Annotated in this window: 11 protein-coding genes; 1 reads left to right on the forward strand and 10 read right to left on the reverse strand. The window is 62.4% G+C overall.

The features are described from left to right. Positions 1-58: 58 nt before the first annotated feature. From PSFL_RS17870 to PSFL_RS17895, 6 genes are read right to left on the reverse strand one after another with little or no spacing between them, the layout of a single operon-like run. A complete protein-coding gene (locus PSFL_RS17870; protein ID WP_397470335.1) occupies positions 59-1,729 on the reverse strand; it encodes an AMP-binding protein in 1,671 nt (556 codons plus the stop codon). Then, the gene (locus tag PSFL_RS17875; protein ID WP_057437272.1) at positions 1,726-2,271 is read right to left on the reverse strand and encodes a hypothetical protein; all 546 of its coding nucleotides are present in this window, start codon (positions 2,269-2,271) and stop codon (positions 1,726-1,728) included. The genes PSFL_RS17870 and PSFL_RS17875 overlap by 4 nt, the downstream gene beginning before the upstream one ends. Continuing rightward, the gene (locus tag PSFL_RS17880; RefSeq protein WP_032862153.1) at positions 2,268-2,522 is read right to left on the reverse strand and encodes an acyl carrier protein; all 255 of its coding nucleotides are present in this window, start codon (positions 2,520-2,522) and stop codon (positions 2,268-2,270) included. The genes PSFL_RS17875 and PSFL_RS17880 overlap by 4 nt, the downstream gene beginning before the upstream one ends. A 9-nt stretch (positions 2,523-2,531) precedes the next feature. Further along, positions 2,532-2,801, reverse strand: a complete 270-nt coding sequence (locus PSFL_RS17885) for a phosphopantetheine-binding protein (RefSeq protein WP_032862152.1) — start codon at positions 2,799-2,801, stop codon at positions 2,532-2,534. Then, positions 2,779-3,591 (reverse strand): 1-acyl-sn-glycerol-3-phosphate acyltransferase, encoded by an 813-nt coding sequence (locus PSFL_RS17890; RefSeq protein WP_057437274.1) that lies wholly within the window; start codon positions 3,589-3,591, stop codon positions 2,779-2,781. The genes PSFL_RS17885 and PSFL_RS17890 overlap by 23 nt, the downstream gene beginning before the upstream one ends. Further along, positions 3,567-4,286, reverse strand: a complete 720-nt coding sequence (locus PSFL_RS17895) for a beta-ketoacyl synthase chain length factor (protein WP_397470336.1) — start codon at positions 4,284-4,286, stop codon at positions 3,567-3,569. The genes PSFL_RS17890 and PSFL_RS17895 overlap by 25 nt, the downstream gene beginning before the upstream one ends. 349 nt (positions 4,287-4,635) lie before the next feature. Here PSFL_RS17895 and PSFL_RS17900 point away from each other — a divergent pair, with 349 nt between their 5' ends. Continuing rightward, positions 4,636-5,406: a ParA family protein gene (locus tag PSFL_RS17900; RefSeq protein WP_057958100.1), complete on the forward strand. Its 771-nt coding sequence runs from the start codon at positions 4,636-4,638 to the stop codon at positions 5,404-5,406. Positions 5,407-5,487: 81 nt separating this feature from the next. On the opposite strand, the gene trxC is transcribed toward PSFL_RS17900, so the two are convergent. From trxC to PSFL_RS17920, 4 genes are all read right to left on the reverse strand, one after another. Continuing rightward, positions 5,488-5,922 (reverse strand): thioredoxin TrxC, encoded by a 435-nt coding sequence (gene trxC, locus PSFL_RS17905; protein ID WP_057437277.1) that lies wholly within the window; start codon positions 5,920-5,922, stop codon positions 5,488-5,490. Positions 5,923-6,198: 276 nt separating this feature from the next. Beyond that, positions 6,199-7,662, reverse strand: coding sequence for a protein adenylyltransferase SelO (gene selO, locus PSFL_RS17910; RefSeq protein ID WP_397470337.1), 1,464 nt, complete (start codon positions 7,660-7,662; stop codon positions 6,199-6,201). A gap of 48 nt (positions 7,663-7,710) precedes the next feature. Next, a complete protein-coding gene (gene mscK, locus PSFL_RS17915) occupies positions 7,711-11,049 on the reverse strand; it encodes a mechanosensitive channel MscK (RefSeq protein ID WP_057437285.1) in 3,339 nt (1,112 codons plus the stop codon). A 70-nt stretch (positions 11,050-11,119) separates the two neighbouring features. After that, on the reverse strand, positions 11,120-12,862 hold the full coding sequence (locus PSFL_RS17920; protein ID WP_115127220.1) for a potassium/proton antiporter: 1,743 nt from the start codon (positions 12,860-12,862) through the stop codon (positions 11,120-11,122). Positions 12,863-12,996 lie beyond the last annotated feature (134 nt).

Below are 12,996 nucleotides of genomic sequence, written 5' to 3' on the forward strand. Positions count from 1 at the left end.
GTGGCGGACACCTGATGAACCGAGTTGCCCGCGATTGAGCGCGCAGCGCTCACCCAACCTATGCATGAGAATTCTCCAGCAAAACCCGCCCGCTGGAACACGCCGCACTGTCATTGCGATAAGCGAAATACAACTTGCCCCGCTCGCGATCAAAACGCAGGTGCAACTCGACCACATCGCCCGGGCGCACCAGTTGCTGGAATTTGAGCACTTCCATGCCGGCAAAGGTCGGCGGGAGATCGAGCAGTTGCTGGCCCAGATTGAACGCCCACTCCACCTGCACCACCCCTGGCAGCACCGGGGTGTGGGGGAAGTGGCCGCTGAAGTAGGCCAGGTCCGGCGGAATGCTCAGTTGCAGGGTCCATTCGCCGTCGCTCTCGACCTGCCCCAGGACGTCCGGCGCCTTGGGGCGCGGCGCCAGCAGCAGGGCTTCGATGTGCGCCTGGGGCAGCTTGCCCTGGGGGTTGAGCGGCAACTGCCGCAACAGGCGCCAGCGGCGGGGCAGGGCCAGGGCTTCGCAATGCTGGCCGAGGTGTTGGCGCAGGGTTTGGGTGACGGTCCGTCGGCCTTGGTTGCGCAAGGCGTGCAGGCCGTCGCCACTGAGCACCACCAGGGCGCCGAGGGACGCGCGGTTTTCCTGGACCACGCCCAGGCGCGCTTCGGCGACCCAGGCGTGATCCGCCAGGGCTTGTTCGAGCATCGGCAGGGAGATGCGTTTTTCTTCCAGCTTGACGATCCGATCCAGGCGCCCGAGCAGTTCGAAGCGCCCGTCGGCGTGGATCTGGGCGGCATCGGCAGTCTGCTCGACATGCCCCGCTGGCAGGTACGGCGAGGCAATGCGCAAGGCGCCGTCGGCATCCTGGCTCAGTTGCACATCGGCAAACGGCTGCCACGGCGCGTGGCCCTGGCGCCAGGCAATGCCGCCGGTTTCCGAGCTGCCGAGGATCTCCGTCGGCCACTGCTGCAGGCGTTGATGCAGGCTGTCGGCCGCGTCGCCGGGCAGTGCGCCACCGGAGGAGAACACGCGCTTGACCGTGCTCAAGGCGGCCCAGTCAAGATTGTCGCCCATGCGCTTGAGCAGGGCCGGGCTGGCCACCCAGGCAAAGTGCGGGTGCTGGCGGCTGACGCGCTGCAAGTCTTCGGGGAACGGCAGTTGCTCACGTACAAACGTGCGGCCAGCGCACAGCGGCCACAGCACGCGGAACAGCAGGCCGTAGATATGCTGGGTGGCGACGCTGCCGATGATGCAGGCCTGGCCCAGGTCGGCGCCCCACAAGGCTTCCAGGGCCTGGACCTCATTGGCCAGCTGGCGCAGGGTTTTGTCGATGCGCTTGGGCTCGCCGCTGGAGCCGGAGGTGCACAGGCTCAACTGGCAGGTATCCAGGTCAAGGGCGGCGGCGGCAACTGGGGGCTGGTAGAGCGCGTCAAGGTCGCCCGCTTCGGTCAGCCAGGCGTCAACATCAGCGGCCCAGCGTTGGCGGGTCTGGGGTTGCAGGTCGGCGGGCAGCAACACGCTGACCCCGGCCTGCCAGGCGCCCAGCAAGGCGATCGCCAGCTCGCCGGCATCGTTCAGGTGCACCGCCAGGCGCTGGATGCCACGGGCTTGCAGGCCGGACGCCAGGCTCAGGGCCCGCTCGCACAGTTGCGCGTGATTCATCGACGGTTCGGTAGTGACCAAACGCAGTTCCACAGGCTCAAGCAACAGATGCTCAAGATTGACCCAATTCATACGCGGCCTCGAACCCTTTGTCGTATCAGCCATTCCACGGCAAACAACAGCCCCATCAAGCCGTAGGCGATCAGACCGTTGTACAACGTCCACCAGCTCAGCGGTGCCCACAGGGTGAGCGCGGCGGCGAGCAGGCCGTTGCACAAGAAAAACACACTCCATGCCACGGTGACCTGGCGTGTGTACGCAATGGCCTTTTCGGGCAATTGCGGATCGCTCAGGCGCGCCAGGCGCTCGACCATCGGCGGGCCGTATTTCAGGCTCAGGCCGAACAGCGCCAGCATGAACACGCTGACCAGGCTCGGGTACCAGCGCAGCAGTTGCGGGTTGTCGAACCAGGCCAGCAGCAGGCAAAACACAATTGCAGCCACCGCCATCCAGCCACTGCCAGGGCGTCGCGGGCCGGTCAGCGCGCGCAGCAGCCACAGGCTGGCCAGCAGCAGGCCGAATTGCCACGGAGCGAAATGCTCCGTGCCGTAATACACCGCAAAAGGGTACAGCAGCCCTACCAGCAACAGGCCAAGGCCGATCAGCCGGCTCATGCGGCCGGTTGGACCAGGCGGTAGACCGCCTCGACCACGTCATTGACCGTACGCACGGCCTTGAACTCTTCGGCGGCGATTTTCTTGCCGGTTTGGCGCTTGATATGGTCGATCAGGTCCACGGCATCGATGCTGTCGATTTCCAGGTCCTGGTACAGGTTGGCGTCGAGAGTGACCCGTGCCGGGTCCAGTTCAAACAGTTCCACCAGGGCGTCGCGCAGGGTGTTGAAGATATCGTCACGAGTTTGCATGGTTGGGTCTCAAGCTGCCTGTCTGGCCGTGACGAACGCCGCGAGGCTGGCCACGTTGATAAAGTGATTGCGGGTGTCCTTGGCGTCGGCGTCGATCTTGATGCCGTACTTTTTCTGGATCGCCAGGCCCAGTTCCAGGGCGTCTACCGAATCCAGGCCCAGGCCTTCGCCGAACAGGGTTTGCTCGCTGCCAATGTCGCAGGCGTCGATATCTTCCAGGCCCAGGGCCTCGATGATCAGGGTTTTGATTTCGTGCTCAAGGCTGTTTGGGTTGCTCATCTTCGGCGAGCTCCTTAATGAAATAGTGATGCAGGTAATCGTTGAGCTTGCGTGAGGCCTGAGGCGCTGGCCCTTGTGAGGCAAACACCTGTGGGTCTATATCGGCACCCACCTGCAAACTGAAGTGAAAGCGGCGGTGGGGGATGCGATACCAGGGCTCGGCCTTGGTCAGCGTGGTCGGGCTGACCTTGAGCACCACGGGGGTGATGATTGTCGCACCGCGCAGGGCGATGGCGGCGGCCCCGCGATGAAAGGCCGGGGCTTTGCCCGGTACGGTGCGGGTGCCTTCGGGAAAGATAATCAGGGTCTGGCCGCCCCTCAGGGCGCCTGCGGCGGCATCCAGCATGTCGATGCTGCCGTCATTGCTGATATAGCCGGCATCGCTCACCGGGCCACGGGTGAAAGGGTTATGCCACAGGCTTTGCTTGACCACGCAATTGGCATCGCGCACCAGGCCGATCAACACGACGACGTCAATCAGCGACGGGTGGTTGGCGATGATCATCTGCCCGGGGCGCCCGAGTTTTTCGGCACCCTCGACGCTGTAGGTGAGAATGCCGGCGCGGTACATCATGTTGATAAAGAACCAGAACAGGCGGCCGATGGTCAGGCGCGCACGTCGCTGATGCTGCTGCGCATCCCCCGGCAGGCAACTGAGCAGGGGAAACACCAGCAGGCGCAGGCACAGGCCGCCCAGGCCGAACAGCACGAAGCTGGCCGCCGTGGCGAACAGGCGCCAGTAATAGGCGTCCCGGGGCTTGTCGGTCAGGGTTTGCGTTGCCAGTTCCATACTCGGTTCTTCCAGGCATGTTGGCAGGCACCCTGCTCGGTAAGCAGGGCGCACAGCAGGTTCAGGGCGTGGGGCCACTGGGTCTTGGCAGGTTGGACAGTCGCGGTGTGCAGCGCCAGTTGCCATTCGTCGCCTGGGGTCAGCAGCAGGCCCAGGGCGTAGGGGAACGGCACGTCGTCGATCCAGCGTGCGTAGGCTGGAGGTGGCTGCTCTTCGGTAATCACCAGCAATACCGCTGGCGCGCCTTCGTTGAGCAGGGCGGCGGCCTCGAGCATGCCGTGCTCCAGGCCGTCGCCCGCGGCTGCCAGGGCAGTCATTTCGCTGGTTTCATTGCGCAGGATCGACCACAGGCCAATTACCGCGTTGTGCACCGACAGGCTGAACTGGGTGGGCGACAGGGGCTGGTCATTGGCCAGGTCGCTGAGAATATCCAGGGTGCGCGGGGTTTCGCCGTGACGTGAAACAAACACCAGCGGCAGATCGTGCAAACCTTCGGCCAATGGCCAGCCGACGCTGAAGGCCATCCGCGCCAGGCGGCTCAGGCGCCGGCGCTGCATGGCCGGCAGGAACGACACATCGGGCGCGGCATCGCTTTGGGCGAGCAACACCTTGGCCTGGCACCAGTCGCGCCAGGCATCCTCGCTGTCGAGCCCAGGGGCCCAGGCACGCCATTGGGCGATGTTGAAGTTGATCACTGAGAAGATTTCCCGCCCCTGCGGGCTTCCTTGTGCTGCAAATTGCCCCGCCACGACGGGACATGGCGCGATGGCCGAGTGGCGCGCATTATCCCGGTGCTGTGGGGTTCTAGCAAACTTTGGTAAAGAATTGTTCACGAGATATTACAAAGTCGGCGAAAAAGGATCAGTGATTGTCCGCCAATGGCTACGGGTGTCTGGTGTCAGGTAACTCTGTATTGGTTGGCGTGTTACGAGATAGTTATGCGGGATCCATCCCCAGATGCTGTAGTACAAGCTTGATCAAGGTAGCGAGCGGGCGCTTTTGCCCTCTACACTCGGGCATTCATTGATACACGGAGGTTTTTCCATGCGGCGCGTGGTGTTCAATCAAAAAGGCGGCGTTGGCAAATCCAGCATCGCCTGCAACCTGGCGGCGGTCAGTGCCAGTGAAGGCTATCGAACCCTGTTGGTGGACCTCGATGCCCAGGCCAACTCGACCCAGTACCTGACGGGGCTGACGGGCGACGATATTCCCATGGGTATTGCCGACTTCTTCAAGCAGACCCTGTCTTCCGGGCCGTTTTCGAAGAAAAACCAGGTGGATATCTACGAAACCCCCTTCGACAACCTGCATGTCATCACCGCCACCGCAGAGCTGGCGGACCTGCAGCCCAAGCTCGAGGCCAAGCACAAGATCAACAAGCTGCGAAAGCTGTTGGATGAATTGTCCGAGGATTACGACCGGATTTACCTGGATACGCCGCCGGCCCTGAACTTCTATGCGGTTTCGGCGCTGATCGCCGCTGATCGTGTATTGATCCCTTTCGACTGCGACAGCTTCTCACGGCAGGCGCTGTATGGCCTGCTGGCGGAAATCGAAGAACTCAAGGAGGACCACAACGAAGGCCTCGAAGTGGAAGGCATCGTGGTCAACCAGTTCCAGGCCCGGGCGAGCCTGCCGCAGAAGATGCTGGACGAGTTGATTGCCGAAGGCCTGCCGGTGCTGCCGGTGTACCTGGCCAGCTCGGTGCGCATGCGCGAGTCCCATCAGGAAAGCAAACCGCTGATCCACCTGGACCCGCGCCACAAACTGACCCTGCAGTTTGTGGAGCTGCATAACTTGCTGGAAAACGCCTGATCTGAAATGTGGGAGCTGGCTAGCCTGCGATCAGGGGGTGCCAGCTTGCAGAGGCATCAACTGACCCACTGTCATCTGGGGTTACACCCCTTGACTACGCAACCAGCTCATCAGTTGCGGTAACGGAAACGCCCCGCTCTGGCGCGCTACTTCCCGGCCGTTCTTGAACAGGATCAGGCTGGGAATCGAGCGAATCCCCAATTGTGCCGAAAGCTGCTGGTTGGCCTCGCTATCGAGCTTGGCCAGCCGGCACTTGCCGGCCAACTGCCCGGCGGCCTGTTCAAACACCGGCGCAAACGCCTTGCACGGCCCGCACCACGCGGCCCACACGTCCACCAGTAGCGGTAAATCGCCCTTGATCTGGCTGGAATAGTCACCCTGGTTCAATTCAAACGGTTTGCTCAGCAACACCGGCTGCTTGCAGCGCCCGCACTTCGGGGTATCGCCCAGGCGTTCGTGGGGGATGCGGTTGAGGCCGTTGCAGTGTGGGCAGGGGATTACAAGAGAATCGGACATGGTGGGGTTCCGTTGACGTTGCCAATGAACACTATTTGGAGCCAGGGCTAAGATTATCAAGGTTAGGCGGTAGCGACGCATGCGCTCACATTTTTGCTTGTGCACATGTTTGACGGTGTCTCCAGGCGGCCTACGCAGGTATGAGATACCGCCACTGGTCTGCTGAACGCTTATCGCATACTGCGATAACTTGATCCCGGGACTAACGCTCATAGCAAGATGCGATAACGGCAAGTGGAAGGAATGACCGGAAATGAGCGTATTGATTGAGCAGGGCTAGGACGAACAACTGATCTCCAAATGCTTGCCCCAGTCGGGCGGCCGCTGAGCGTACTGTTCCATTCCCGGCTGCTCTTCAAATGGCGTGCTCAACACCTCATGCAGTCTTCGCACTTCACTGTAGTCGCCTGACTCGGCGGCGGTGATGGCGTTTTGTGCCAGGTAGTTGCGCAGGATATACAGCGGGTTGACCGCGTGCATGCGCTCGCGGCGTTCTGCCTCGCTGCCAGTACCGTCGCGCTCAACCCGGGCCTTGTACGCGTCGGCCCAGGCATCGAAGCCCGCGCGGTCGACAAAGTCATCGCGCAGGCGCGCCACGGCCAGTGCGGCGGATTCGTCGCCCAGATGGCGGAAGAACAAGGTGTAGTCCACGCCACTGTTCTGCATCAATTGCAGCAGGCGCTCCACCAGTTTCTGGTCATCGTCCTCGGCGGTGGTCAGGCCCAGGCGGCGGCGCATCAGGTCCAGGTAGTGGGCCTGGTACAGCGGCAGGTACAGGCCCAGGGTCTCGCGCAGGGCTTCAACGCTGATGTATGGCGTCAGCGCCTGGGCCAGGGCGCTGAGGTTCCACTGGCCGATGGGCACCTGGTTGCTGAAGGAATAGCGGCCTTCGTGATCGGAGTGGTTGCAGATGAAGTGGGCGTCGAAGTCATCGAGGAAGGCAAACGGCCCGAAGTCGAAGGTAATCCCCAGGATCGACATATTGTCGGTGTTCATCACCCCATGGCAAAACCCATAGGCCTGCCACTTGGCGATCAGCTCGGCATTGCGCTCGACGATCTCGTGGAACATTGCCAGGTAGGGCTCGGGTTGCTCCTGGCATTGGGCAAAGTGCAGCTTCAGCACGTGCTCGGCCAGTTGCTGGTGCAGCTCGGTTTTCTGGGTGTAGTAGAAGTATTCGAAGTGCCCAAAGCGGATATGGCTCGGCGCCAGGCGCAGCACCATGGCCGCGCGTTCCTGCTTCTCGCGCCATACCGGGGTGTCGGAGCCGATCACGCACAGGGCGCGGCTGCTGGGGATGCCCAGGGCGTGCAAGGCTTCGGAGGCGAGAAACTCGCGGATCGACGAACGCAGCACCGCGCGGCCATCGCCCATGCGCGAGTAAGGCGTTTGCCCGGCGCCCTTGAGGTGCAAGTCCCAGTGCTCGCCCGCCGCGTTATACACCTCGCCCAGCAGCAAGCCGCGGCCGTCCCCCAGTTGCGGGTTGTAAGAGCCAAACTGATGCCCGGAATAGACCATCGCCCTCGGTTCAGCCTCGGCCCACAGCTTGTGGCCGCCGAACAGTTCGGCGAACACCGGCGTGTCGGCCACGGCCGGGTCGAGGTCCAGCAGGGCCATGGCGGCGTTGCTCGCCACCACCAGCCGTGGCTCGTCGATGGGCTCGGGCAATACGTGGGTTGAGAAACCATCGCCCAGGCGGGCGAAGCGGTTGTCGAAGGTCAGGTCGTCGAGGGCTTTCACCGGCCATCTCCAGCAGAATGTCCGAGCATTCTGCTGGGGATAGCGCGGTTAGTCGAGTTTGGCCGGTGGTGTGGGTTGTGGCGAGCCGTCATTCGCCGGCTTGCTCAGGGGTTCGATTTCCACCAGCTTGTATTCCTGGCCGTGCAGGTTTTTCAGGTAAACCTCCATCTGGCGGAACGAAATGTTGATGCTCTGCTTCTTGAACTCACGGTTGATAAAGCGGTTGACCTCATCAATCACCGGGTTGCGGTCGCCCAGATCGCGCACATGCATGCGCAATTCGTGGTCTAGGGTGCTTTCGCCGAAGTTCAGGAAGTACACAAGGGGTTCCGGGTCTTTCAGTACCCGTGGGTTATCCCTGGCGGCCTTGAGCAACAATTCCTTCACCAGGTCCAGGTCGGAGCCGTAGTCAACGCCAAGCTTGAGGGTCACCCGGGTGACGGTGTCGGTCAGCGACCAGTTGATCAACTGCCCGGTGATAAAGGTTTTGTTCGGGACAATGATGTCCTTGCGGTCGAAGTCGGTGATGGTGGTGGCGCGGATGCGGATCTTGCTCACCGTCCCCGACAGGTTGCCGATGGTAATGGTGTCGCCGATGCGCACCGGGCGCTCGAACAGGATCATGATGCCGGAGATAAAGTTGGCGAAGATCTCCTGCATGCCGAAACCCAGGCCCACCGACAGCGCGGCCACCAGCCATTGCAACTTGTCCCAGCTGACCCCGAGGGTCGACAGGGTCGACACAAAGCCCACACCGGCAATCACATACGACAGCAAGGTGGTGGTGGCATAGGCACTGCCCTGGGCCAGGTCGAGTTTGGACAGCACCAGCACTTCCAGCAGGCCCGGCAGGTTGCGCGCCAGGGCGAAGGTGATGCCGATGATGATCAGTGCCCCGAGCATGTCGCCGATGCTGATGGGCACCATGCTGATATTGGCGCCGGTGCCGCTGGTGTACTCGTAGAGGGTGATGTTGTCCAGGTAGGAGAACACCGAGATCAGGTCCGACCAGACCCAGTACAGCGCCGCGATAAAACCGCCGAGCAAGGCCAGGCGAATCAGGCGCATGGACTGCTCGTTGACCTGCTCGATATCCAGGGTCGGTTCCTCGATCACCACTTCGCCGTCGCCGGCTTCCTTGGCCGCCTGGCGCTTGGCCAGTGCCCGGGAGTAGGCCAGGCGCCGTGCGGCCACACCCAGGCCACGGACGAAGGTGGCTTCGATCACCAGCCAGAACATCAGCAGGTACAGGGTGTTGATCAGGCGGTCGCTGAGTTTGAGCGCGGTGTAGTAGTAGCCAAAACACACGGCAATAAACAGCGCGATGGGCAGCGCGGTAAACGCCACGCCGACCACCTTGCGAAACAGCGAGGCCTTTTCATGGGTCGGGCTATTGAGCAACAGGCGACTGAGCAGCCAGGCCATCAGCCCGTAGCAGGTCAGGACCACAGCGATCCCCAGCACATCGTTGGCCAGGGCCGCCGGCTGATGTTCGGCGATGGACACCACGGCCACCAGCGCCAATACCACCAGCCCCAGTTTGCGGATCCAGCCCTGGAGGAATTCGACCTGGGGTTTTTCCCAGCGGAAATGCAGTTCGGCCACACCGCCTGGCGCCAGGATGCGATAGGCGGTGTAGAACACCAACCACGCCTGGGCGATTTGTACCAGGGCCATGCCCAGGTTGGCGTTCTGCCCACGGGCATCGATTTGCAGGGCGTAGCCACACAGCGCCAGGCCGAGGGTCACCGGCAAGGCCAGCAGGATATTCACCAGAATGGCGATCGGGGTGTGCCACTGGCTGTCACGTTTGAAGTGACCGATATCCATATGGATTTTTTTCAGCCGCTCGTACAGGTTGTTACGTCGCCATAGCAGGGCGCCGATCAACAGCAGGAGGGGCAAGAACAGCAGCGGGCGCTGGGTCAGGCCGTCATACAGTTCGCTGAGGCTGGAGGCCCAGGGCAGGGTGTTGACCTGTTTTTCCAGGCGGGTGGGCACGGCTTCCAGCCATTCGACGTCCAGCGGTTTGTTGCTGGGGATCCAGAACATCTGTTCGTCGAGGGTCGCGCGCAGGCTGGCGGCGGTGCTGAGCAGCTGTTTCTGGTTCAGTTGCAGGGTGATGGATTCGTTGAGCAGTGCGCTCAGTTCCCGGCTCAGGCGCTCGAGCAGGTCGCTGCGGGTCACGGCCAGTTCCAGCAGGGTGCGGCGCAATTGCGGGGTGACCTGGTCTTCGGGCTGGTTGGCCAGCAAGTTATCGACGTAGGCACTCGGCGAGTTGATCAGTTCGCGCTGCTGGTTGACCTCGAACTGGTACAGGCGAATGTTGGCGATATCGTCCGCCAGGTCCCGGTCGACCTTCAGGCGCGGCAAGGCCTGTTTCTGTTGATAGAGAATTTTCGACAGCAGCAGGCTGCCCTTGAGCACGTTGATCTGCTCGTCCAGGGCCGAATCGCTCTGGGTCATGTTGTCCAGCAACTGCTTGGTTTTCAGGTTCTCTTGGGTCAGCTCGTTGAGCCGGTCGGTGCTTCTGAGCAGGTAGTCGGACAGTTTCAGGTTGGCCGCGCTTTCCGTGGTCAGCAGGCTGCTGCCGCCGGCCTTCTGCGCTTCGATGGACTGCTGAGTCACGGTTTCCTGGGACTGGGCCAGGCGTTTCTGGTTGATCAGGGTTTGCAGATCCTGGATTTCCTGCTCCAGGCGCGCGGTTTTTTCCACGGCCAAGTCATGCTGGCTGTTGCCCAGGTCTTGCAGCTGGCTGTTGCCCGCCAGCTCCTGGCGGCGCAGCGGGATCAAGGCATTGAGCGCCGCCAGTTCGGCGTTCAGCAGGTTGCGCTGGTCGCCGTTGAGGGGTTTGCCATTGTCCTTGCCGGCCTTGAGGATGCCGTTGATCTGCTGGATGCGCGTCTGGCTGTTGCTGATTTCGGTCTGGGCGCGCTCGGGGCGGGTCTGGGCGGCGATGCTCAGGCTGTTGGCGTCGGCCAACTCCTTTTGCAGATCGCCCTGCTGGGTGCTGCGCTGCACCAGCAGTTGTTCGAGCTGCGGCACCGGCAGGCTGGCGTAGCGCTGGGCCACAGGCACCACTTTGGTGCTTTTGAGGCGGGCCAGTTCACGGGAGTTTTCCGTGGTCTGGCGGGGCGCGCCTTCGAGCTGACGCTTGAGGTCAGTCAGGCGTTGCTCGTAATCCTGCTTGTTGCCCAGCAGGGTCAGGGTCTGCTGCAACACATTTTGCAGCGCCTTCATGTCGGCGTCGGGCAGTTTGCGGTCAGGCAGCTTGTCCAGGGTCTGTTGCACGCTCTCGATGCTTGGCGGGGCGGCGGCATATACGGGGCTGACGCAGAGGGTCAGACCCAGCAGGGCAGTGGCTAAAAAAGTGCGCAGGAATGTCATAGAGACCGATCGAACAAGATGAAGAATAGGGGGCGTGCTGATGGCCACTGGCACACCGTCGCCCCGCAGTTTAGAGGAAGAGTCCGGGCCCCGGGCGACTTCCTTCGGGGAATCTGACGCCGACTTTGCCGATCTTGTTCCCGTCCATCACGGCAACCGTCCAAATGGTGTTGTTCCACTCCACCTGGTCGCCGACAATCGGCGCGCCACCGACTTTCTGGGTAATAAAGCTGCTCAGTGGCATGTCCGGGTCGATGCCGTCGAGCTTGAGCCCGTACAGCGCCGAAACCGCGCCCAGCTGGGCGTCGCCTTCCAGCACGAAGTCGCCGAAGAAGCGCAGGTCCAGGCCCCGTTGTGGTGCCTGGCTGAACAGCTTGCCGAGGGCGGCGAGGTTGTGTTCATGGCCGATCACGCACAGCAGGTCATCGGCTTCCAGCACCGTACTACCCGACGGATGGAGCAGTTGCTGGCCACGAAACAACGCGGCGATCCGCGTGCCTTCGGGCATTTTCAGCTCGCGCAGGGCCGCGCCGATGCACCATTTCTCCGCACCCAGGCGGTAGACGAACAGCTCCCACTCGCTGGTGACGTGCACTTCCAGGGCTGCCCGGGAAATCGGCGCAGGCTCGGGCGGGACCGTCACTTTCAAGAGCTTGGCGACCCACGGCAGGCTGGTGCCTTGCACCAGCAACGACACCAGTACGATAAAGAACGCCAGGTTGAAATACAGCTGGGCGTGGGGCAGGCCGGCCATCAACGGGAACACCGCGAGAATGATCGGCACCGCGCCGCGCAGGCCGACCCAGGCGATAAACACTTTTTCGCGACCATGGAAGGCCTTGAACGGCAGCAGGCCGACGGCCACCGACAGCGGCCGCGCAAACAGGATCATCCACAGCGCCAGGCCCAGGGCCGGCAGGGCGATGGGCAGTAGGTCATGGGGCGTGACCAGCAGGCCCAGCACCAGGAACATGCCGATCTGCGCCAGCCAGGCCATGCCGTCGAGCATATGCAGGATGCCGTGGCGGCTGCGTACCGGGCGGTTGCCGATCACCAGGCCGCACAGGTACACGGCGAGGAAGCCGCTGCCGTGCAAGGCATTGGTCAGGGCGAAGACGAACAGGCCGCCGGCGATCACCAGGATCGGGTACAGACCGTTGGCCAGGTTGATCCGGTTGACCAGTTGCAGCATCAACCAGCCGCCGCCCAGGCCGATAATGCCGCCGATGCCGAACTCGCGGATCAGGTGGGTCAACAGGCTCCAGTGCAAGCCGGTCTGGCCGCTGGCAAGCATGTCGATCAGGGTCACGGTGAGGAACACCGCCATCGGGTCGTTGCTGCCGGATTCGATTTCCAGGCTGGCACTGACCCGTTCGTTCAGGCCCTTGCCGCCCAGCAGCGAGAACACGGCGGCGGCATCGGTGGAGCCGACGATGGCGCCGATCAGCAGGCCCTGGATGATATTGAGGTCGAACAGCCAGGCCGCCGCCATACCGGTGAGGCCGGTGGTTATCAACACCCCCACGGTCGCCAGCGACAGGGCTGGCCACAGTGCCACGCGAAAACTCGCGACCCGGGTCCGCAAGCCGCCATCGAGCAGGATCACTGCCAATGCCAGGTTGCCCACCAGGTACGCGGTTGGGTAGTTATCGAAAATGATCCCGCCGCCATCGACGCCGGCCAGCATGCCCACGGCCAGGATGATCACCAGGATCGGGATCCCCAGGCGGGACGAAAGAGAACTCACCAGAATGCTCGCACTTACCAGCAACGCGCCGATCAAGAACAGGCTGTTGATGGTCGTCGCATTCAAAGGCAGTACTCCGAAAATAAGGCGGGCGCAGACTGACCATGCAGTCTGCGTGCCAGCGATTCTAACCTGTTGAATTGCTGCGCTGTCAAAAAGCTTTTCAGGTTTACACAGAACCAATGTGGGAGCAGGCAAGC

This window comes from Pseudomonas sp. DD1 (assembly GCF_044510355.1).
Classification (GTDB): domain Bacteria; phylum Pseudomonadota; class Gammaproteobacteria; order Pseudomonadales; family Pseudomonadaceae; genus Aquipseudomonas; species Aquipseudomonas shahriarae.

Excerpts from the sequence above, each read along its gene's own strand:
- PSFL_RS17875 (WP_057437272.1), bottom strand. The coding sequence starts at position 2,271 with ATGAGCCGGCTGATCGGCCTTGGCCTGTTGCTGGTAGGGCTGCTGTAC.
- trxC (WP_057437277.1), bottom strand. The coding sequence starts at position 5,922 with ATGTCCGATTCTCTTGTAATCCCCTGCCCACACTGCAACGGCCTCAAC.
- PSFL_RS17880 (WP_032862153.1), bottom strand. The coding sequence starts at position 2,522 with ATGCAAACTCGTGACGATATCTTCAACACCCTGCGCGACGCCCTGGTG.
- PSFL_RS17885 (WP_032862152.1), bottom strand. The coding sequence starts at position 2,801 with ATGAGCAACCCAAACAGCCTTGAGCACGAAATCAAAACCCTGATCATC.
- mscK (WP_057437285.1), bottom strand. The coding sequence starts at position 11,049 with ATGACATTCCTGCGCACTTTTTTAGCCACTGCCCTGCTGGGTCTGACC.
- PSFL_RS17870 (WP_397470335.1), bottom strand. The coding sequence starts at position 1,729 with ATGAATTGGGTCAATCTTGAGCATCTGTTGCTTGAGCCTGTGGAACTG.
- PSFL_RS17890 (WP_057437274.1), bottom strand. The coding sequence starts at position 3,591 with ATGGAACTGGCAACGCAAACCCTGACCGACAAGCCCCGGGACGCCTAT.
- PSFL_RS17900 (WP_057958100.1), top strand. The coding sequence starts at position 4,636 with ATGCGGCGCGTGGTGTTCAATCAAAAAGGCGGCGTTGGCAAATCCAGC.